This window comes from Erwinia sp. LJJL01 (assembly GCF_047300805.2).
Lineage (GTDB): Bacteria > Pseudomonadota > Gammaproteobacteria > Enterobacterales > Enterobacteriaceae > Erwinia > Erwinia aphidicola.
The window spans coordinates 2,136,473-2,158,008 of record NZ_CP178576.1 but is presented as its reverse complement, the minus strand read 5'-3'; the positions used below and the strand labels follow the sequence as shown (position 1 = coordinate 2,158,008).

General features: G+C 56.4%; 19 protein-coding genes. 7 read left to right on the top strand and 12 right to left on the bottom strand.

The features are described from left to right. Nucleotides 1–25: 25 nt before the first annotated feature. Together fadB and fadA are read left to right on the top strand one after the other, a co-directional pair. Nucleotides 26–2,212 (top strand): fatty acid oxidation complex subunit alpha FadB, encoded by a 2,187-nt coding sequence (gene fadB / locus ACLI4M_RS10850; RefSeq protein WP_133622238.1) that lies wholly within the window; start codon nucleotides 26–28, stop codon nucleotides 2,210–2,212. Nucleotides 2,213–2,222: 10 nt separating this feature from the next. Further along, nucleotides 2,223–3,386, top strand: a complete 1,164-nt coding sequence (fadA, locus tag ACLI4M_RS10845; RefSeq protein WP_133622239.1) for an acetyl-CoA C-acyltransferase FadA — start codon at nucleotides 2,223–2,225, stop codon at nucleotides 3,384–3,386. A gap of 90 nt (nucleotides 3,387–3,476) precedes the next feature. On the opposite strand, the gene fre is transcribed toward fadA, so the two are convergent. Both fre and ubiD read right to left on the bottom strand, forming a co-directional pair. Further along, nucleotides 3,477–4,178 carry an NAD(P)H-flavin reductase gene (gene fre, locus ACLI4M_RS10840; protein WP_048914396.1) on the bottom strand — a complete coding sequence of 234 codons (702 nt, stop codon included), beginning with the start codon at nucleotides 4,176–4,178 and terminating at the stop codon, nucleotides 3,477–3,479. A gap of 45 nt (nucleotides 4,179–4,223) precedes the next feature. Continuing rightward, a complete protein-coding gene (ubiD, locus tag ACLI4M_RS10835) occupies nucleotides 4,224–5,708 on the bottom strand; it encodes a 4-hydroxy-3-polyprenylbenzoate decarboxylase (protein ID WP_099753785.1) in 1,485 nt (494 codons plus the stop codon). A 393-nt stretch (nucleotides 5,709–6,101) separates the two neighbouring features. Here ubiD and rfaH point away from each other — a divergent pair, with 393 nt between their 5' ends. Further along, complete coding sequence (gene rfaH, locus ACLI4M_RS10830) at nucleotides 6,102–6,590, top strand: transcription/translation regulatory transformer protein RfaH (RefSeq protein ID WP_048914394.1); 489 nt, start codon at nucleotides 6,102–6,104, stop codon at nucleotides 6,588–6,590. Nucleotides 6,591–6,635: 45 nt separating this feature from the next. Here the strand turns inward: rfaH and tatD are convergent, their stop codons facing one another. From tatD to udp, 9 genes are all read right to left on the bottom strand, one after another. Continuing rightward, complete coding sequence (gene tatD, locus ACLI4M_RS10825) at nucleotides 6,636–7,415, bottom strand: 3'-5' ssDNA/RNA exonuclease TatD (protein WP_133622240.1); 780 nt, start codon at nucleotides 7,413–7,415, stop codon at nucleotides 6,636–6,638. Nucleotides 7,416–7,495: 80 nt separating this feature from the next. Next, nucleotides 7,496–8,260 (bottom strand): Sec-independent protein translocase subunit TatC, encoded by a 765-nt coding sequence (gene tatC, locus ACLI4M_RS10820; protein WP_048914392.1) that lies wholly within the window; start codon nucleotides 8,258–8,260, stop codon nucleotides 7,496–7,498. Further along, complete coding sequence (tatB, locus tag ACLI4M_RS10815; RefSeq protein WP_133622241.1) at nucleotides 8,250–8,798, bottom strand: Sec-independent protein translocase protein TatB; 549 nt, start codon at nucleotides 8,796–8,798, stop codon at nucleotides 8,250–8,252. Before tatB ends, tatC begins: the two co-directional genes overlap by 11 nt. A 3-nt stretch (nucleotides 8,799–8,801) precedes the next feature. Further along, complete coding sequence (gene tatA / locus ACLI4M_RS10810; RefSeq protein ID WP_133622242.1) at nucleotides 8,802–9,053, bottom strand: twin-arginine translocase TatA/TatE family subunit; 252 nt, start codon at nucleotides 9,051–9,053, stop codon at nucleotides 8,802–8,804. 118 nt (nucleotides 9,054–9,171) lie between these two features. Beyond that, nucleotides 9,172–10,809, bottom strand: a complete 1,638-nt coding sequence (gene ubiB, locus ACLI4M_RS10805) for a ubiquinone biosynthesis regulatory protein kinase UbiB (protein WP_048914389.1) — start codon at nucleotides 10,807–10,809, stop codon at nucleotides 9,172–9,174. Next, complete coding sequence (ubiJ, locus tag ACLI4M_RS10800) at nucleotides 10,806–11,411, bottom strand: ubiquinone biosynthesis protein UbiJ (RefSeq protein ID WP_133622243.1); 606 nt, start codon at nucleotides 11,409–11,411, stop codon at nucleotides 10,806–10,808. Before ubiJ ends, ubiB begins: the two co-directional genes overlap by 4 nt. A 12-nt stretch (nucleotides 11,412–11,423) precedes the next feature. After that, complete coding sequence (ubiE, locus tag ACLI4M_RS10795; protein WP_048914387.1) at nucleotides 11,424–12,179, bottom strand: bifunctional demethylmenaquinone methyltransferase/2-methoxy-6-polyprenyl-1,4-benzoquinol methylase UbiE; 756 nt, start codon at nucleotides 12,177–12,179, stop codon at nucleotides 11,424–11,426. A gap of 74 nt (nucleotides 12,180–12,253) precedes the next feature. Then, nucleotides 12,254–13,783 carry a DNA recombination protein RmuC gene (gene rmuC, locus ACLI4M_RS10790; RefSeq protein ID WP_133622244.1) on the bottom strand — a complete coding sequence of 510 codons (1,530 nt, stop codon included), beginning with the start codon at nucleotides 13,781–13,783 and terminating at the stop codon, nucleotides 12,254–12,256. Between the two features lie 178 nt (nucleotides 13,784–13,961). Then, entirely contained in the window at nucleotides 13,962–14,723 is a 762-nt protein-coding gene (udp, locus tag ACLI4M_RS10785) for a uridine phosphorylase (RefSeq protein WP_133622245.1), read from the bottom strand. A 287-nt stretch (nucleotides 14,724–15,010) separates the two neighbouring features. Between udp and ACLI4M_RS10780 the strand changes: the two genes are divergently transcribed. Continuing rightward, a complete protein-coding gene (locus tag ACLI4M_RS10780) occupies nucleotides 15,011–15,847 on the top strand; it encodes a dienelactone hydrolase family protein (RefSeq protein ID WP_048914384.1) in 837 nt (278 codons plus the stop codon). Between the two features lie 47 nt (nucleotides 15,848–15,894). On the opposite strand, the gene metE is transcribed toward ACLI4M_RS10780, so the two are convergent. Further along, on the bottom strand, nucleotides 15,895–18,165 hold the full coding sequence (gene metE, locus ACLI4M_RS10775; protein WP_133622246.1) for a 5-methyltetrahydropteroyltriglutamate--homocysteine S-methyltransferase: 2,271 nt from the start codon (nucleotides 18,163–18,165) through the stop codon (nucleotides 15,895–15,897). 136 nt (nucleotides 18,166–18,301) lie between these two features. On the opposite strand from metE, the gene metR reads away from it, so the two are divergent. The 3 genes from metR to glpT all read left to right on the top strand — a co-directional run bounded on the left by metR (nucleotide 18,302) and on the right by glpT (nucleotide 21,525). Then, nucleotides 18,302–19,240 carry an HTH-type transcriptional regulator MetR gene (gene metR, locus ACLI4M_RS10770; RefSeq protein ID WP_048914382.1) on the top strand — a complete coding sequence of 313 codons (939 nt, stop codon included), beginning with the start codon at nucleotides 18,302–18,304 and terminating at the stop codon, nucleotides 19,238–19,240. 98 nt (nucleotides 19,241–19,338) lie between these two features. Next, entirely contained in the window at nucleotides 19,339–19,821 is a 483-nt protein-coding gene (locus ACLI4M_RS10765) for a DUF1456 family protein (RefSeq protein ID WP_048914381.1), read from the top strand. Between the two features lie 357 nt (nucleotides 19,822–20,178). Further along, nucleotides 20,179–21,525 carry a glycerol-3-phosphate transporter gene (gene glpT, locus ACLI4M_RS10760; RefSeq protein ID WP_048914380.1) on the top strand — a complete coding sequence of 449 codons (1,347 nt, stop codon included), beginning with the start codon at nucleotides 20,179–20,181 and terminating at the stop codon, nucleotides 21,523–21,525. Nucleotides 21,526–21,536: the final 11 nt, after the last annotated feature.

Here is a 21,536-nt window from a genome sequence, read left to right as displayed (position 1 = left end):
CTTAATCGCGGCTCAGGAGACAGACATGCTCTACCAAGGCGAAACCCTTTCCCTCGACTGGCTGGAAGACGGCATAGCCGAACTGGTATTTGATGCCCCCGGCTCGGTCAATAAGCTGGATACCCAAACCGTCGCCAGCCTGGGCGACGCGCTTACCGTGCTGGAACAGCAGCCGCAGCTGCGCGGGCTGCTACTCAGCTCGCGCAAATCGGCCTTTATCGTCGGTGCCGATATTACAGAATTTCTTTCTCTGTTTGCGGCACCGGCCGAAAAACTGACGCAGTGGCTGGCCTTTGCCAACGGTATCTTTAACCGTCTGGAGGATCTGCCGGTTCCGACAGTTTCCGCCATCAGCGGCTATGCGCTCGGCGGCGGTTGCGAATGCGTGCTGGCCACAGACTTCCGCATCGCCACGCCGGACACGCGCATCGGTCTGCCAGAAACCAAACTGGGTATTATGCCGGGCTTCGGTGGTTCGGTACGCCTGCCACGCCTGTTAGGGGCGGATAGCGCGCTGGAAATTATCGCTGCCGGTAAAGATATCGATGCTGCTCAGGCGCTGAAGCTGGGCCTGGTGGACGCCGTGGTCGCAGCAGAAAAACTACACGCCGCAGCGCTAAGCGTATTAAAAGAGGCGATTGCGGGTCAACAGGCCTGGCGTGAACGCCGCCAGCCGAAGCTGGAGCCGCTGAAGCTGAGCAAAATCGAAGCGGCAATGAGCTTCAGCACGGCCAAAGCGCTGGTGATGCAGACCGCCGGGAAACACTATCCGGCGCCAATCACCGCGGTCAAAACCATTGAAGCCGCCGCCGGGATGGGTCGTGATGCAGCATTACAGCTGGAAACCGCCGCTTTTGTTCCGCTGGCGCGTTCTAATGAAGCGCGGGCGCTGGTTGGCATCTTCCTTAACGATCAGGCAGTGAAAGCCAAAGCGAAAAAACTGACGCGCGATGTGGAAACACCCAAACAGGCAGCCGTGCTGGGCGCCGGGATTATGGGCGGCGGTATTGCTTATCAGTCGGCCTGGAAAGGCGTGCCGGTGATGATGAAAGATATCAGTGAGAAATCGCTGGCGCTGGGCATGGGCGAGGCTGCCAAGCTGCTGAACAAACAGCTGGCGCGCGGCAAAATCGACGGCATGAAGCTGGCCAGCGTCATCAGCACCATTCAGCCAACGCTACATTATGCCGGTTTTGACCGCGTCGATGTGGTGGTGGAAGCGGTAGTGGAAAATCCCAGGATCAAAGCCGCCGTGCTGGCGGAGACGGAAAGTCATATTCGCCCGGATACGATTCTGGCATCGAACACCTCAACTATTCCCATCAGCCAGTTAGCGGAAGCCTTAACCCGCCCGGAAAACTTCTGCGGCATGCACTTCTTTAACCCGGTACCGCGTATGCCGCTGGTTGAAGTGATCCGCGGTAACAAAACTGCCGATGCGACCATCGCCAAAGTGGTTGCCTGGGCCAGCAAAATGGGCAAAACGCCGATTGTGGTGAATGACTGCCCAGGCTTCTTCGTCAATCGCGTGCTGTTCCCCTACTTTGCCGGCTTCAGCCTGCTGCTGCGCGACGGTGCCGATTTTCACCAAATCGACAGGGTGATGGAAAAACAGTTTGGCTGGCCAATGGGCCCGTCGTGGCTGCTCGATGTGGTCGGTATTGATACTGCGCACCATGCCCAAAGCGTGATGGCCGATGGCTTCCCTCAGCGTATGAAGAAAGATTACCGCGATGCCATTGATGTGCTGTTCGACGCTAAACGCTATGGACAAAAAAATCAGCAGGGCTTCTGGCGCTGGGAAACCGACAGCAAAGGCAAAGCGAAAAAGGTCGGCGATAGCGAAACCGATCGTCTGCTGCAGAGCGTCTGCCAGCCGAAACGGGTGTTCAGCGATGAGGAAATTATCGCCCGCATGATGATCCCGATGATTAATGAAGTGGTGCGCTGCCTTGAAGAGGGCGTCATTGCCAGCCCGGCGGAAGCCGATATGGCGCTGGTGTATGGCCTCGGTTTTCCTCCGTTCCACGGCGGAGCATTCCGCTATCTGGATACCCTGGGCAGCGATACTTTTGTCGCGGGTGCCGAACCTTTTGCCGAACTGGGTGCGCTGTATCAGGTGCCGGAGGCACTGCGTGACAAGGCGGCGCAACGTGCCAGCTGGTATCCACAGGCAACCCCCCTGGCTGACGCCACTCTGAAAACTGCGTGAGGAAAGCAAAATGGAAAAAGTAGTCATCGTTGATGCCCTCCGCACGCCGATGGGCCGTTCGAAAGGGGGAGCCTTCCGCCACGTGCGCGCTGAGGATCTCTCCGCCCATCTGATGCGTAGCCTATTGAGCCGTAACCCGGCGCTGGAAGCCGCCTCGCTGGATGATATTTACTGGGGCTGCGTGCAGCAGACGCTGGAGCAGGGGTTCAATATTGCCCGTAATGCCGCGCTGCTGGCGGAAATCCCTCACAGCGTTCCTGCCACCACCGTTAACCGCCTGTGTGGTTCATCCATGCAGGCGCTGCACGATGCGGCGCGCATGATTATGGTCGGTGACGCCCGCGCCTGTCTGATCGGCGGCGTGGAGCACATGGGCCATGTGCCGATGAATCACGGCGTGGATTTCCACCCTGGCCTGGGCCGCAGCGTAGCAAAAGCCGCAGGCATGATGGGACTGACCGCAGAAATGCTGGCACGCCTGCACGGTATCAGCCGTGAAATGCAGGATCAGTTTGCTGCCCGTTCGCATCAGCGTGCAGCTGCCGCTACCCAGGCTGGGCATTTCGCCAATGAGATCGCCCCGGTCTCCGGGCACGACGCCGACGGCGTCCTCAAACGCTATGACTTTGATGAGGTAATCCGCCCTGAAACCACCGTTGAAAGCCTGGCCGCACTGCGCCCGGCATTTGATCCGGTTAACGGCAGCGTGACGGCAGGTACCAGTTCGGCACTTTCCGACGGTGCAGCCGCGATGCTGATTATGAGCGAATCCCGTGCGCTGGAGCTGGGCCTGAAGCCGCGCGCACGTATTCTCTCGATGGCAGTCGTGGGCTGCGATCCGTCGATTATGGGTTACGGCCCGGTTCCGGCCTCGCAGCTGGCGCTGAAACGCGCCGGGCTGAGCGCTGCAGATATCGATATTTTTGAGCTGAACGAGGCTTTTGCTGCGCAGGTACTGCCGTGCATTAAAGATCTGGGGCTGATGGGGCAACTGGATGAGAAGGTCAATCTGAACGGCGGTGCCATTGCGTTAGGGCATCCACTGGGCTGCTCGGGAGCACGTATCAGTACTACCTTGCTTAATCTGATGGAGCGCCGCGATGCACAGTTTGGTTTAGCGTCAATGTGTATTGGCCTGGGCCAGGGGATCGCGACGGTTTTCGAGCGTCTGTGATACGTTGATCTGGCAGTTTTATTGCTAATTTACCGCCCGTCAGGGCGGTTTTTTTATCCTGCGGGGGCAGCATTGCAGCCCCCTGAACCATCAGATAAAGGCAAAGGCATCGCCAAACATGTGCGCTTCCAGTGCGCCACGCTCGGCACAGAAACGCTCACGGGCAATTTTCGCCATTTCAAAACGACCGGCAATATAGATATCGTGCCCGGCAAGGCTGGTATAATCCTGCATTACGGCAGTCAGCACGGTGCCGTTACGACCGGTGAAGCCCTCTTCCGGCTGCTCAACAACCGGTATCACCTGCAGATTCGGGTGCTTAACTGCCAGCGCGTTCAGTTCATCCAAATCATACAGGTGCTTCAGCTCGCGCCCGCCCCAGTAAATGGCGATATGGCGATCCGGCTGCTGCGACAGTGCGGTCAGCAGAATAGAACGCGCATAGGAGAAACCGGTACCGCCTGCAATCAGCACCAGGGGGCGATCGCCCTCCTCGCGCAGCCACGCGTCACCGTGAGGAATATCTACGGTGATCTGACGCTGTTGCTGAATGCGCTCCATGACTGCCATCGCATACAGATTCAGCTCGGAAGCACCGATATGCAGTTCGATAATATCTTTTTCCATCGGCGTAGAAGCCAGTGAGAACGGACGCTTATCACGCTCGTCCATCACGACCATCAGGTACTGACCGGCGCGGAAGTTGAAATCCGCCTCCGGGATCAGTCGTACGCGGTACACGGTATCGGTAATCGCCTCTACTGAGGTCACTTTACAGCTTAAGGTTGTCATGCGTTCCCTCTGTCGGGTCGTCATTATCATTTGACCGCCAGCGCTTCAGCGCGCTGGTGTATCACTCAAGATGCCTAACTCATCCCAAATCGCATCAATGCGAGCAGTCACCGCCGGGTCCTTACGGATTGGCGTGCCCCACTCGCGCTGCGTTTCGCCAGGCCATTTATTAGTCGCATCCATCCCCATTTTTGACCCCAGGCCGGAAACCGGTGAGGCAAAATCGAGATAGTCGATCGGCGTATTCTCGATCAGTACCGTATCACGAGCCGGATCCATGCGCGTAGTGATGGCCCAGATCACATCGTTCCAGTCACGCGCATTAACGTCGTCATCGCAAACGATAACAAATTTTGTGTACATAAACTGCCGCAGGAAAGACCAGACGCCCATCATGACGCGTTTGGCATGCCCGGCATACTGTTTCTTGATCGTCACCACGGCCAGGCGATAAGAGCAGCCCTCTGGCGGCAGATAGAAATCCACAATTTCCGGGAACTGCTTTTGCAGGATCGGCACAAACACTTCATTCAACGCCACGCCCAGCACCGCAGGTTCATCCGGCGGACGCCCGGTATAGGTCGAATGATAGATAGCATCGCGGCGCTGCGTGATATGCGTGATGGTGAACACCGGGAAGCTGTCTACTTCATTATAGTAACCCGTGTGGTCACCGTAGGGTCCTTCCGGCGCCATTTCGCCCGGCTCGATGTAGCCTTCCAGCACAATTTCAGCACTGGCGGGAACTTCAAGATCGTTAGAAACGCATTTCACCACTTCGGTTTTGGTCCCGCGCAGCAGGCCAGCAAAAGCATATTCCGACAGGGTATCCGGCACCGGTGTGACGGCCGCCAGAATAGTGGCCGGGTCAGCGCCTAATGCTACCGAAACCGGGAAGCGTTCGCCCGGATGCTGCTGGCACCACTCCTGGAAGTCCAGCGCGCCGCCACGGTGTGACAGCCAGCGCATAATCAGTTTGTTTTTGCCAATCACCTGCTGGCGATAAATACCGAGGTTCTGCCGCTCTTTAAGTGGCCCACGGGTGACCGTCAGCCCCCAGGTGACCAGCGGGGCCGCATCATCCGGCCAGCATTTCATCACCGGGATGCGGTTCAGGTCCACCTCATCTCCTTCGAAGATTTGCTCCTGGCACGGCGCATTACGCAGCCGTTTGGTCGGCATATTAAGCACCTGTTTCCACTGCGGCATTTTGTCGAAGAAGTCGCGAAAACCGCGCGGCGGCTCCGGCTCCTTCAGAAAGGCCAGCAGGCGGCCAACTTCACGCAGCGCTTTGACATCTTCCTGGCCCATGCCCATCGCCACGCGATCCGGGGTACCAAACAGATTGCACAGCACCGGCATGTCGTAACCTTTGGGGTTTTCGAACAGCAGCGCCGGGCCGCCGGCACGCAGCGTGCGGTCGGCAATTTCGGTCATTTCCAGATCGGGATCGATCTCGTGTTTGATGCGTTTTAATTCCCCACGCTGTTCAAGCAGAGAAAGGAAGTCGCGTAAGTCGTGGTATTTCATGACTTTCCATCAGTACGGTCAGTGAGTCGGTCATTATAGTGCCGATCCTGCGCTCGTCGTTAGTTTTGTTATGAAGTTTAGCCGCAGTGGAACGGCACCTGCGGCTCACCATGCGCCATTTTGTCATTACGCAGCAGGAACAGTTCCACTTTCGCCTGTTCAACGTTGCCAATAGACAGAGCTGGATACTGATACAACTTGCCAGATGACGTCAAATTCAAATAGCGCGTATATTGGCAAACGGCGCGGCTTATTATTGCTAATTTAAAGCCATAGGGTTATGCGTTTCGTTAATAAGAACGCGCGTGAAAACCCGCGGTTACTGCCAATCCCGCTATATCTATGTGAGCGATTTTGCTATCCTTATCGGCCAGATAATTGGAAAGTGACGTTATGGAATCCTGGTATTTACTTTATTGCAAACGAGGTCAGCTGCTGCGCGCGAAAGAACATCTTGAGCGTCAGGCCGTGCATTGCCTTAGCCCAATGATTGCTTTAGAGAAAACCGTGCGCGGAAAACGTACTCAGGTCAGCGAGCCGCTATTTCCCAACTATCTTTTTATTGAGTTTGATCCGGAATCCATCCACACCACCACCATTAGCGCAACGCGTGGCGTAAGCCATTTTGTCCGCTTTGGAAACCAGCCCGCCACCGTGCCGCTGGATGTGATCACCGCGCTGCAAAATGACCCGGTAGAAATTGTTATCGATCACGACCTGCCGCAGCCCGGTGATACCGTGATCATAACCGAAGGGGCATTTGAAGGATTAAAAGCAATCTTTACCGAGCCCGATGGTGAAGCCCGGTCGATGCTGTTGCTTAACCTGCTTAATAAGCAGGTGGTTCGCAGCGTTGGCAATCGCCAGTTTCAAAAACTGTAATTCATCCGCAAGAGCGTCACTCTTCTCAGCGACAGACTTCACCCCTTAAAGCCGGAACAACGTGCGCGCATTCAGCGCCGTTTGCTGCGCCAGGGTGTGTGCATCCTCACCCCGTAGCAGCGCCACCTGCTGAACGATATGCGGCAGGAAGCAGGGCTCATTTCGGCGCGTCGCCGGGCGCGGGCGCATATCACGCGGCAGTAGCCACGGTGCATCGGTTTCCAGCAGCAGGCGCTCTGCCGGGATCAATGGCATCAGCTCACGCAGTTCCTGCCCGCGCCGCTCATCACATACCCAGCCAGTAATGCCAATCGACAATCCCAGCGACAGGCAGGATTCCAGTTCTTCACGCGTGCCGGTAAAACAGTGCAGCACCGCCGCCGGAAGTTTTGTCAGCCAGGGTTCAAGGATCTCAATAAAACGTTGGTGCGCTTCCCGGCAGTGCAGGAAAACAGGCAGCGCCAGCTCAGCCGCCAGCTCCAGCTGCGCGTTAAACGCGTAGGCCTGCTGTTGCGGGTCAGAGAAGTTGCGGTTGAAGTCCAGGCCACATTCGCCAATGGCGACGACCTGTGGATTCTCTGCCAGGCGGCGTAAGGTTGACGCGGTTTCCGCCGACCACTCGCTGGCGTGATGTGGATGCACGCCGGCAGTGGACCAGCAATAGTCCGGGTGCTGCTGCGCCAGACTGCAGGCCTGCTGGCTCTCCAGCGCGCTGGTCCCGGTAATCAACATGCCTTCAACGCCCGCTTCGCGCGCACGTTTCACCACCAGAGCACGATCTTTAGCAAACTGCGTGCTGGTCAGGTTCACACCAATATCAAACATAGTCTCTTCCAAACAGTAACCGCCCTGACGGGCGGTTAGTAAACTCAATATGTTCTGCCAGAGGCAGCCGTTCGCGGCAATTACTCCGATTCGGCGTCCTGCTCTTCTTCATCTCCGTCGCGACGATTTTTACCCACATAGAAGCGTGCGCAGAAAACCCCGACTTCAAACAGGCAGTACATCGGGATGGCTAACAGCGTCTGGGAGAAGATGTCCGGCGGCGTCAGCAACATCCCGACGACGAACGCACCGACCAGCACATAAGGGCGCTTAGCGCGCAGATCTTCTGGCGTGGTCACACCGGTCCAGCACAGCAGCACGATAGCAATCGGCACTTCAAACGACACACCAAACGCCATAAATAACGTCATCACGAAGTCGAGATAGTTATTGATGTCGGTGGCAATCTGTACGCCCTGAGGCGCGGTTTTGGCGAAGAAGCCAAACGCCAGCGGGAAGACAATAAAGTAGGCGAAAGCCATCCCCAGGTAGAATAGGAATGAACTGGAAAACAGCAGCGGCATAACCAGCTTGCGCTCGTGGCGATATAGCGCAGGCGCAACGAATGCCCAGACCTGATAGAGGATCACCGGTACCGACAGGAACAGCGAGACAATAATTGTCAGCTTAATCGGCGTAAAGAATGGCGAGGCAACATCGGTGGCAATCATGCTGGCGCCCGCAGGCATCTGCTTAATCAGCGGTGCGGAAACCAGCTGGTAGATATCGTTGGAGAAGTAAGCCAGGCACAGAAATATTGCCAGAACAGCAATGATGCAGTTCAGCAGGCGCTTACGTAGCTCGATCAGATGACTGATAAGCGGTTGGGTATCTTCAACTGCCATGTTTTACGTTATCGCTCGCTTGAGTGGAATTCACGGGGGCTCTTGGTTCAGCGGGTACAGCCGGCTCAGGGCTGACTTCAGGCTGCGGCGTCGCGGCGGTCTGGGTCACGGTGACCGGAGCCTGTGCTGGCGCGCTGGCCTGATGGTCCGCTTCGGCTGGCGTCACGCCTTCATGGGATTCCTGCGGGTTTTTTACCAGCGGGTTATGAATGGTGTGCGCTTCATCGTCAGCTTTTTCATTATCACCGAGGTAAGAGCGTTTCATCGAGTCAGCCGTCTGCTTCAGCTCCTCCACCGAGGCTTTAAGCTCAGGGGAGAGGCTGTCTTTGCTCGCCTGTTCGATTTTCTTCAGGCCATCCTGCAGCTCCTGAATTTTCAGCTCTTGCGCCAGTTCATTCTGCACGCTGGTCGCCAGCGAACGCAGTGCGCGGATCCAGCCCATCACTGTCCTAACCGCTACAGGTAGACGCTGCGGACCCAGAACCACCAGGCCAATAACGAATACCAGTACCAGCTCACTAAAGCCTATGTCGAACACGGTTTATACCCTGTCGTTCTTAACGTCTTCTTTTTTTGCTTCAGTATGCTGTTTGTCCGCCAGTTTAGCGTTGAAGTCAGCATCATCAGCATTCGCTTTGTCCTTTTCCTTGTCGTCTTCATCGCTCATGGCTTTTTTAAAGCCTTTGATAGATGAACCGAGGTCAGAACCCAGCGAACGCAGTTTCTTAGTACCGAACAGCAGGACAACCAGTACGGCGATGATCAACAAATGTGGAAGTGTAATGCCACCCATTATTACCTCTGATATCAATAATTGATGCGAATTTCGAGTATATAACAGCTTATGTCGTGCTGACGATGCGCAAACCCCACCCACGCACAATAAACTGCCTATTTACCTTTCATGACAATCAGTTTGTTCTGCGCCAACCTATCAGCCAGGCGACAGCACCTGCAGCCATCAGGGCGGCGGAGAACATATCCCACTCAGGGCGCGTCAGCAAAATAGCCGTTCCGCTCAGCAGGAGCGTGGCACCCACGCCAAACAGATAGCGTGACTGATGCTGCCTGGTCCTCTCCCCTTTGAGATCGCTTGCCAGGCGGTCAACACTGTGACGCAGCTGCTTATGCTGCCGCAGGCTGTCATAAAACAGCTCCGGCAGCTCCGGCATCTTCTCTGCCCAGAACGGCGCTTTCTCTTTCAGTGCACGCACGATAGCGGGAATGCCGATCTGGTCTTTAATCCAGTCTTCAAGGAACGGCTTGGCTGTCTTCCAGAGATCCAACTGTGGATAAAGCTGGCGGCCGACGCCTTCAACATACAGCAGCGTCTTCTGTAACAGTACCAGCTGCGGCTGCACTTCCATATTGAAACGTCGCGCAGTGTTAAACAGGTTAAGCAGCACGTGGCCGAAAGAGATCTCTGCCAGCGGCTTCTCGAAGATCGGCTCACACACGGTACGAATGGCGAACTCGAAGTCTTCAACATTGGTATCCGGCGGCACCCAGCCTGAATCGACGTGCAGTTCAGCCACTTTGCGATAATCGCGGTTGAAGAAGGCGATAAAGTTTTCCGCCAGGTAGCGCTTATCTTCTTTGTTCAGCGAGCCGACGATACCGCAGTCAATGCCGATATATTGCGGATCTTCAGGGTGTTCATAGCTGACGAAAATATTGCCCGGGTGCATATCCGCATGGAAGAAGCTGTCGCGGAACACCTGGGTAAAGAACACCTGCACGCCGCGCTCGGCCAGCAGCTTCATGTTGACACCGTGCTGCTCCAGCGTCACCACATCAGAGATCGGGATGCCATAAATACGCTCCATAACCAGCATATTTTCACTGCAGTAATCGGAATAGATTTCTGGGACATACAGCATTCTGCTGTTGTCAAAGTTACGCCGCAGCTGAATGGCGTTCGCGGCTTCGCGCAGCAGATTCAGTTCATCCAGCAGCGTTTTTTCATAATCGGCGACCACTTCCTGCGGGCGCAAACGGCGGCCATCAGGCAGCAGGCGCGGCACCCAGCGGGCCAGGCGGTAGATCAAGCGCATATCCGCTTTAATGACCGGAAGAATGTCAGGGCGGATCACTTTGATCACCACCTCGCGACCGTTTTCTTTCAGCGTCGCCGTGTGAACCTGAGCAATCGAGGCGGAAGCCAGCGGGACGATCTCGAAGTCGTCGAACTGGCTTTCAATTGGCGCACCGAGTGAATGTTCAATCAGCTTCAACGCTTTGGCACCATCAAACGGCGCCACGCGGTCCTGCAACATTGCCAACTGGTCAGCGATATGTGGCGGGAACAGATCGCGGCGGGTCGACATCATCTGACCAAACTTGATCCACACCGGCCCGAGCTGCTCCAGCGCAAGACGCAAACGCTCGCCCAGCGGCTGAGTTTTGTGGCGATTTGGCATCCAGAACAGGCATTTGCGCCACAGGCGAATGGGTAAAGTCAGGCGGGTTTTGGGGATCAGTTCATCCAGGCCGTAGCTGAGAAAAACGCGGATAATCAGGTAGAGACGACGCAGTTCACCGAAGGTCATTTGACCTCCAGCTGATTAATTCGGGCATCAAGGGCATCCAACGATCGGGTTAAGGCATCCACTTCTTCACTGAACCAGGCGAGCTCGAGCTTACCCGGTGCCAGCCGCCACTCTTCCGTCAGCGTCTGGCCCAGATAACTCTGCTTACGCTCGACATCACGGCGCAGCGCGTTGAAACCACGGCGGGCAAACTTTGTCAGCCCTTGCGCAGCTATGTCGCCAATCCACGGGGCAAGATATTCCGCCGGGTCGAGTTCTGCGAGGTCCAGCAGTGCAGAGAACTGCTGCACCAGCTGCAGGTCACCTTCCACCTCCAGCTCGCCGCTGCGGATCAGGGCCGTCAGCTGCTGGCGGTCGCGCAGTTTGGGCAAGGTTGCCAGACGGGTTTTCACCGTACAGTCTGGCGTGTCACCCCACGCACCTATCACATCCACCTGGTTTTCACTGAAGACGAAGGTGACGGGCTGTTGCAGTTCCGCAAGAACGATAGCAAGGCTACGCCCGTTAAGACGTTGACGCGCCGCCTTCAGGCCGCGATCGCGGTATAAAATCTGGTTAAGCGCGCTCTCCAGACTGGCAGTTAACAGCGGCGTTAATGTCATGCGTTTTCCTGCTTAAAACTTAAATCCGCGGTGCAAGGCAACAATGCCGCCCGTCAGATTGTGATACGTGGTGTTTTCAAAGCCAACGTCCATCATCATCTGCTTCAGGGTTTCCTGATCGGGATGCATTCGGATGGATTCTGCCAGGTAGCGGTAGCTACCTGCATCTTTCGCCACCAGCTCGCCAATACGCGGCAGGATGTGGAAAGAGTAAGCGTCATAGGCTTTGTTCAGCAGTTCGAACTGCGGCTTGGAGAACTCCAGCACCAGCAGACGCCCGCCCGGCTTCAGCACCCGGAACATCGAGGCCAGCGCTTTCTCTTTTTCGGTCACGTTACGCAGACCAAAAGCGATAGTAATGCAGTCAAAGTAGTTATCCGGGAACGGCAGTGCTTCGGCATTGGCCTGAACGTAATTTACGTTGCCGATGACGCCTTTGTTGCGCAGCTTTTCACGGCCCACTTTCAACATTGAGCTGTTGATATCGGCCAGCACCACTTCACCGGTCTCACCGACCAGACGTGAGAATTTTGCCGTGAGATCGCCGGTGCCGCCTGCTAAATCAAGTACGCGCTGCCCACGGCGCACGCCGCTGCAGTCGATGGTAAAACGCTTCCAGATGCGGTGGATGCCCATAGACATCAGGTCATTCATCAGATCATATTTGGCCGCAACGGAATGGAAAACATCAGCCACCATCTCGGCCTTTTCGTTTTTCGCTACCGTGCGATAGCCGAAGTGGGTGGTGTCCTTTGATTCATCTGCCATTTGTTTTGCCTGCTCTACAATCAAATATTTGCCAAGTGTACCAGAGTCACGCAGACCAGGCACTTGCCACTCGCTTATTCATTGATGCGGTGTGGCATTGCGGCAGGAGAAAATTCTTCACTTTCTGCTTCCCCGGCAGCGTCATCTTCCTCCCCCTGTTCCGCGGGCAGCGCCTGCTCGACCAGACGAGGATTTATCGGGCGTTTGATCTCAACGCCCATCTGGCGGAAGCCTTCCGTCTGCGCAATCAGGTTGCCGCGCCCTTCCGACAGCTTTTTCATCGCCTGACGGTAGCTATCCTGAGCTTTATCCAGGTTCTGGCCGATAGCACTCATATCGTCAACGAATAAGCGCATTTTGTCATAGAGCCTGGCGGCCCGGTCGGCAATGCGCTGGGCATGACGGCTCTGATGCTCATAGCGCCATAAGTTGTTGATCGTGCGCAGCGCCACCAGCAGCGTGGTCGGGCTGACCAGCATGATATTGAGGTTTAGCGCCTCGTTGATCAACTCTGGCTGACGGTCGATAGCCAGCAGAAAGGCCGGCTCCACCGGGATAAACATCAACACATAATCCAGCGAGCGTAAACCGGGCAATTGTTGGTAATCTTTTCGGCTAAGGCCCCGCAGGTGGCTGCGGATGGCGGCGATGTGCTCGCTAATCGCCGCTTCACGCCCGGCTTCATCTTCACCATTGTAGTAGCGTTCATAGGCCACCAGCGTCATCTTGGCGTCGATCACTACGTCTTTGCCCTGCGGCAAGTGCACAATGACATCCGGCTGCATGCGGCCACTCTGTTCCAGCTGTATATTCACCTGAGTCTCATACTCATGACCTTCGCGCAGGCCGGAAGCCTCCAGCACCCGGCTGAGTACCACTTCCCCCCAGTTGCCCTGAGTTTTGTTATCGCCCTTCAGCGCTTTGGTGAGGTTAATCGCTTCCTGCGCCATCTGGGCATTGAGCTGCTGCAGGTTACGAATTTCGTGAGAAAGCGTATGGCGTTCGCGCGCTTCCTGACCGAAACCTTCCTGCACCTGACGGCGGAAGCCCTCCAGCTGTTCGCGCAGCGGCGTAATCAGCCCATTCAGGCTCTGGCGGTTCTGTTCATCGACGCGACGGCCGCTGTTTTCAAAAATTCGGTTTGCCAGGTTTTCAAACTGCGCATTAAGGCGCTGCTCGCTGTTGACCAGCAGGCGCTGCTTCTCTTCAGCCGCCATGCGCGTCTCTTCCAGGCGGATGGTAACTTCACGCAGCTCCGCCTCCTGGGCGCTGTTGATCTCCAGCTGAGTGCGCAATTCACGCGTGAGCTGGTCGCTCTCTGCGCGCCAGTGATCGAGGTGCTGTAGCTTTTCACCGGCTGCGGCATGCGCAGCGTGCAGCTGGCGCAGCTCCTGCTCGCTCTGCTTATGGACAAGTAACTGGGCCTCAAGCTGCTGCTGTAAGCGCTGACGTTCAGCCTGCGCCTGCTCAGACGCCTGTAACAGCAGCTGTCGCTCCGTCTCGCCCTTCGCCAGCTGCTGCTGGCTGCGATAAGAGGCGAACAGCCACCCTGCCAGTAGCCCGACCAGACCGATACCTGCGCTATAAACGATTGTTGGATCCACCCTGCTTCTCCTGCTGAAACCCTGACAGGGGAAAAATAGAGGCGCACTGTATAAATGTCCAGATAAAAAGCAACTTGCTCACGGGCTTAGGAGAAATTTTGGAGAGGGTACGCAGATAAATGAGGGGGCGGTTGCGGTTTGCGGGCAGCTTTCAGACGCTGCCCGCAAAGTGAGAAATTTAGATCAGGCGGCGTGCAGCCTCAACCACGATTTTCACCGCATCGCTTTCGGTTTTTTTCATGGTTTCCGCATCCGGGATCTCCTGCTGGGTACGGTTAACAATCACCCCAGCGACCATTCCGGCGCGAAGCCCCTGGCTGGCACACATGGTCAGCAGGGTAGCGGACTCCATTTCATAGTTCAGCACGCCCATCTCCTGCCACTCTTTCATCGACCCCTGGAAGCGGCTCACCACCCGGCCTGACCAGGTGTCGTAACGTTCCTGGCCCGGATAGAAAGTATCAGATGAAGCAGTGATGCCGATGTGGGTGCGCGCGCCGGCCTCTTTCGCCGCATCGACCAGCGCGGTGGTGCAGGTGAAATCCGCTACCGCCGGGAACTCCAGCGGCGCAAAGTGCAGGCTGGCACCGTCGAGACGTACGGAACCGGTCGTCACCAGCACATCGCCAACGTTGATGTCCGGCTGAATAGCACCGGTGGTACCTACGCGCAGGAAGGTGCGTACGCCGAGCTGCGCCAGCTCCTCCACGGCAATAGACGTCGAAGGACCGCCGATACCGGTCGAACAGACGATCACCGGCTTACCGGAAAGCTCGGCGCGCCAGGTGGTAAATTCACGGTGTGAAGCCAGGTGGACAGAATTGTCCATCAGGGCAGCAATTTTCTTTACGCGCTCCGGGTCGCCAGGCACGATGGCCAGCGTCGCGCCCTGGAGATCGGCTTTAGTGAGGCCAAGATGGAAAACGTCAGAATGTGCCATTTCAAACTCCTGTCGCGGAAAGCGGGGATAGTAATTAAGCGCTACTGTAAGGAATAACGGCGCTCTTTAGTGTGATTAATGTCGCTGATTAAAATGAAAGTTACACGCCTTACACTGAAAATAGTGACCAGCATCACATTTCATTATTTGCTCATGCCACTTTGACACAACTTGCCCTGTGGTTCAGCTTTATCAGGTGATAAAGAGATACCCTCACTCAAGCTCTGACCCCATCGCATTCCTGGCTATAGTTAGCTGATTGCATTCGCGCCTGCACGGAGAGAACCATGAAAAACGAAGATAACATGACTCAAGAACTGAGCGAAAAAGGCTTTGCGCCCGCAGTCCTGCCGACGGCTGCCACCACAATTATTACCGACAGCGCCGGGATTATCTCCGGGGAAACCTCGATTCCCACTCAGGGGGAGAATATGCCGGCGTTTCACGCCAAACCGCGTAATGCCACGGGCCCGCTGCCGGTGGTGTTAGTCGTCCAGGAGATCTTCGGCGTTCACGAACACATCCGCGATATCTGTCGCCGCCTGGCGGCGGAGGGATATCTGGCTGTCGCTCCTGAGCTTTACTTCCGCCAGGGCGACCCGAGCGAATATGACGATATCCCAACCCTGTTCTCAGAGCTGGTGAGTAAAGTGCCGGACAATCAGGTGCTGGCCGACCTGGATCATGTGGCTAACTGGGCATCGCGTCACGACGGCGATATGCGCAATATGGCGATTACCGGTTTCTGCTGGGGCGGGCGCATTACCTGGCTCTATGCGGCGCACAATCCGCAGCTGAAGGCTGCCGTCGCCTGGTACGGCAAGCTGGTCGGTGATAAAACCATGAAGCAGCAGAAGCAGCCGGTCGATATCGCCGTCGATCTGAATGCCCCGGTATTAGGGCTGTACGGGGGTAAAGATGACAGCATCCCGCAGGAGAGCGTGGAAACCATGCGTCAGGCACTGCGGGCAGCCAATGCGAATGCGGAAATTATTGTCTATCCCGATGCCGGTCACGCCTTTAATGCTGACTATCGCGCCAGCTATCACGCCGAGTCCGCCCAGGACGGCTGGCAACGTATGCTGGCGTGGTTTAAACAGTATGGCGTTGCGCCAAAGGCATAAAAAAGGGGGCGCTTAGCGCCCCAAATACACATCAACAACACAGATAATTACGCTTTGGCGTTACGCAGGTTTTGCGCCGCCTGTACCATGTTCGCCAGCGCCTGGCGGGTTTCTGCCCAGCCACGGGTTTTCAGGCCGCAGTCCGGGTTAACCCACAGACGTTCAGTCGGGATGCGCTGAGCCGCTTTCAGCAGCAGCGCTTCTATCCACTCTATCGACGGCACGTTCGGCGAGTGAATGTCGTACACGCCCGGGCCAATCTCATTCGGGTACTCAAATTCTTCGAACGACTCCAGCAGCTCCATATCGGACCGTGAGGTTTCAATGGTGATCACGTCGGCGTCCAGCGCAGCGATCGAATCCATAATGTCGTTGAACTCGCAGTAGCACATGTGGGTGTGGATCTGAGTGTCATCCTGCGCCACGGCGGCGTTCAGGCGGAAAGCGTCCACTGCCCACTCCAGGTAGGCGGCCCAGTCGGATTTGTGCAGCGGCAGCCCTTCTCGCAGCGCTGGCTCATCAATCTGGATGATGCCAATTCCCGCTTTTTCCAGGTCTGCCACTTCATCACGCAGCGCCAGGGCAATCTGCTTAGCGATGGTTTCACGCGAAACGTCTTCACGCGGGAATGACCAGCAGAGAATGGTCACCGGACCGGTCAGCATGCCTTTCACCGGCTTGTTGGTCAGCGACTGGGCATACTTTGCCCACTCCACGGTGATGGCCTGAGGGCGGCTGACGTCGCCAATAATCACCGGTGGCTTCACGCAGCGTGAGCCGTAGCTCTGCACCCAGCCATTTTGCGTAAAGATGAAGCCGTCGAGGTTTTCCCCAAAGTACTCCACCATGTCGTTGCGCTCGGCTTCCCCGTGGACCAGCACGTCCAACCCCAGGCGCTCCTGCTCGACAATCGCCTGCTTGATGTGCTCAGCGATACCGGTGCGGTAGTGGTTAGCATCCAGACGCCCCTGCTTAAAATCGAGGCGCAGGCCACGAATTTCGCTGGTCTGCGGGAACGAACCGATGGTGGTGGTGGGCCACGCAGGCAGCTGGAAGCGCTGGCGCTGAGCCTCCGCGCGCACCGCATAGCGGTGATTACGCTGGCTGTCCTGAGCGGTTATTGCCGCCAGGCGCTGGCCTACTGCCGGATTGTGCACTCGGGTCGAGGATTTTCGGGCGCGGATTGGGGCGCTCCAGGCTTCCAGCGAGGCCGGGTCACTGTTATTTAGCGCATGGCTCAACAGCGACAGCTCTGCGCATTTCTGCAGGGCAAAGGCGAACCAGCTTTTGACCTCGTCATCGAGGCGGGTCTCCACGCTCAGGTCAATCGGGCTGTGCAGCAGCGAGCAGGAAGAGCCAATCCACAGCTGCTTACGGGCGGCGACAAGCGGTTGCAGGCGCTCAAACCAGCGGCTGAGGTCGGCACGCCAGACGTTACGGCCATTGATCACCCCAACCGACAGCAGCCAGCTCGCCGGAAGCTGGCGGTTCAGCGCGTTGATATCGTCTTTACCGTGCACCAGGTCCACATGCAGGCCCTGCACCGGCAGTACGCGAATGGTATCGATATTCTGGCCGATGCTGTCGAAGTAGGTGGTCAGCAGCAGTCTGGTATGGCCCTGCAATGCAGCATAAGCAGGTTTGAAGGCCGCAAGCCATACGGCTGGCAGTTCCAGCGCCAGCGCTGGCTCGTCAATCTGCACCCACTCGATATCGCGTTTTGCCAGCTCAGCCAGCACCTGCTGGTAAACCGGCAGGATCGCTTTGAGCAGGCTCAGGCGGTCAAACGCGGCGCCCTTCACTTTCCCCAGCCATAAATAGGTTACCGGGCCAAGCAGCACAGGTTTGATTTTGTGTCCAAGCGCCAGCGCTTCATCCACTTCGTCCAGCAGCTGAGTCCAGCTCAGCTTGAACTGCTGGCCCTGCACAAATTCCGGCACCATGTAGTGATAGTTGGTGTTAAACCATTTGGTCATTTCTGCCGCCGCCGCCGGTTCACCGCCGGGTGCACGGCCACGGCCCAGGCGAAACAGGGTGTCGAGGTCAACTGAACCGTCTTTATTGAGATGGCGCGCCGGAACGTTCCCCAGCAGCAGGCTGGTCGTCAGGACGTGATCGTACCAGGCGAAATCGCCGACCGGCAGCAGGTCAACACCGGCCTCTTTCTGCTGCTGCCAGTGGCGGGCGCGCAGTTCACGACCGGTCGCCAACAGCGCTTCCTGAGAGCTGTTACCCGCCCAGTAGCTTTCCTGTGCTTTTTTCAGTTCGCGGCGCAGACCGACACGCGGAAATCCAAGTGTATGGTTCAGAATAGTCATCAGTTTTGCCTCGTAGAATCCATATTTACCGGGCTGGCTGACTCATTTAGCCATCCAGATGTTTACACCGCTATAATCCGCAGGTAGTGTATTCACCACAAGCGCAAAATGTTCACTGTCGATGTGAAGGACTCTCATGATCGAACTCAAGCACCTGCGAACGCTGCAGGCACTGCGAAATACCGGGTCGCTGGCCGCCGCTGCCGCTCAGCTCCACCAGACGCAATCAGCGTTATCTCACCAGTTCAGCGATCTGGAGCAGCGCCTTGGCTTTCGCCTGTTTGTGCGAAAAAGCCAGCCGCTGCGCTTTACGCCACAGGGGGAGATCCTGCTTCAGCTGGCAGAGCAGGTATTGCCGCAGATCCAGCACGCGCTTCAGGCATGCCACGAGCCGCATCAGACCACGCTGCGCATTGCCATTGAGTGTCACAGCTGTATTCAGTGGCTGACGCCCGCGCTGAATAACTTCCGTCAGAGCTGGCCGCAGGTCGTGATGGACTTCAAGTCGGGCGTGACCTTTGATCCACAGCCCGCTTTACAGCAGGGCGAGCTGGATATCGTCCTGACCTCAGATATTCTGCCGCGCAGCGGATTGTTCTATACGCCGATGTTTGATTTTGAGGTACGCCTGGTGCTGGCCCCGGATCACCCACTGGCACAGAAGGATCACATCACGCCGGAGGATCTGGCCAGTGAAGTGCTGATGATCTACCCGGTACAGCGCCAGCGCCTGGATATCTGGCGCCATTTCCTGCAGCCCGCGGGCATCAGCCCGGCGCTGAAAAACGTCGATAATACGCTGCTGCTGATTCAGATGGTTTCCGCGCAGATGGGCATTGCCGCACTGCCGCACTGGGTGGTAGAAAGTTTTGAACACCAGGGGCTGGTGGTGACGAAAACGTTAGGGGACGGCCTGTGGAGCAGGCTGTATGCCGCCGTGCGCGACGGCGAACAGCGCCAGCCAATCGTGGAGGCGTTTATCCGTTCCGCCCGTCAGCACGCCTGCGATCACCTGCCGCTGGTGCGTGACGCTTCACGCCCCGGCACGCCGTTATCCGCGATCAATCCTCTGTAACACCATCGCCAGCCTGCCGCTGGCGGTTTTTCCTGTTTAACTCACGAATTGTCTCTATAATGCGCTCATTGCTATGGTTTCAATGAAAGAGAGTTCCTATGACGAATAATGATGTCCTGCGCAGCGTGCGTTACATGCTGAATTTAAGCGATGCGAAAGTGGTAAGCATTCTGGCGCTGGCAGAGAGCGAAGTAACAGAAGCCGAAGTTGCCAGCTTCCTGAAGAAAGAGGAAGAGCCCGGTTTTCGCGCCTGCCCGGATGTCATCATGGGTTACTTTCTCAACGGTCTGATTTTCGAGCGTCGCGGCAAAAGCGAAGATGCCCCGGCGCCCTCTATCGAACGCAAGATGACCAACAACATCATGATGAAAAAGCTGCGCGTGGCATTCGACCTGAAAACTACCGACATTATTGAGCTGCTGAAAAGCACCGATTTTGCGGTAGGTCAGTCAGAGATCGGCGCGATCTTCCGTAAACCGGGGCATAAAAACTACCGCGAATGTGGCGATCAGATCCTGCGTAACTTCCTCAAAGGCCTGACGATGAAAATTCGCCCGGCCAAACCTAAAGCGCAGGCTTAACGCCTGATGCGATTAACGCCCGACTGCGTTAATCGCATTTATCTTCCCTTCGCCATATCTTCCATTTAGAACATAACCACTCACCAAACGAACACCGCAGCATCCCCTCTCGCTCAAAACGTGATAGTCATCACGCTTTATCGTTTCATTGCGAAAATATTTCATCATTTTGTGATGCACATATAGCCACTTTGTCATAAAAGTGTAACATCTGCGCCCTTCTTCACAGTCCTTTGTGCTGATAACCACTAGGCTGTGCGCGAAATGGAACATTTAACCCTGCACTGGCCGGATTTTGTTCCTTTTGCTGTACATCCATCAGGGTGTCAGTTTTATAAGCCACGGGAGGCCGTTTACATGCTAAGTATTTTCAAACCTGCTGCACATCAACCGCGTGTCGATGACAGCCGCGTCGATCCGCTGTACCGCAAACTGCGCTGGCAGATCTTTCTGGGTATTTTCTTTGGCTACGCCGCCTACTATCTGGTGCGAAAGAATTTCGCACTGGCAATGCCTTACCTGGTTGAGCAGGGCTTTTCGCGCGGCGACCTCGGCTTTGCCCTGTCCGGGATCTCCATTGCTTACGGCTTCTCCAAATTTATTATGGGTTCGGTATCGGACCGCTCAAACCCGCGCGTATTTCTGCCTGCTGGCTTGATCCTGGCCGCGGTGGTGATGCTGTTTATGGGCTTCGTGCCGTGGGCGACGTCGAGCATTATGGTGATGTTCGTGCTGCTGTTCCTGTGCGGCTGGTTCCAGGGAATGGGCTGGCCACCGTGCGGACGCACCATGGTGCACTGGTGGTCGCAAAAAGAGCGCGGCGGTATCGTGTCGGTGTGGAACTGCGCGCACAACGTTGGCGGCGGGATCCCTCCACTGCTGTTCCTGCTGGGGATGGCGTGGTTTAACGACTGGAAAGCCGCACTGTATATGCCTGCCTTCGGCGCCATTCTTATCGCCATCTTTGCCTTTGCTTTAATGCGTGACACCCCTCAGTCCTGCGGCCTGCCGCCGATTGAAGAGTATAAGAACGACTATCCGCCGGACTATGACGAAAAGCATGAAGAAGAGCTGACGGCGAAACAGATCTTTATGCAGTACATCCTGCCCAACAAGCTGCTGTGGTATATCGCGCTGGCGAACGTGTTCGTCTATCTGCTGCGTTACGGCATCCTCGACTGGTCACCGACCTACCTGAAAGAGGTGAAGCACTTCACGCTGGATAAATCTTCGTGGGCCTACTTCTTCTACGAGTACGCCGGTATTCCAGGGACGCTGCTGTGCGGCTGGATGTCGGATAAAGTCTTCAAGGGCAATCGCGGTGCCACCGGCGTGTTCTTTATGGTACTGGTGACGATTGCCACCGTGGTGTACTGGATGAACCCGGCCGGCAATCCGGGCGTTGATATGGCGTGTATGACGATTATCGGCTTCCTGATCTACGGCCCGGTGATGCTGATTGGACTGCATGCGCTGGAGCTGGCACCGAAGAAAGCGGCAGGGACGGCGGCCGGATTCACCGGGCTGTTTGGCTACCTCGGCGGTTCCGTCGCGGCCAGCGCCATCGTCGGTTACACCGTGGACTTCTTCGGCTGGGACGGCGGCTTTATGGTGATGATCGGCGGCTGCGTACTGGCAGTGATCCTGCTGTTTATGACCATGGTAAGTGAGAACAAACACAAGCAGGCACTGAAAACTCGCTGAAAGGAGACGCC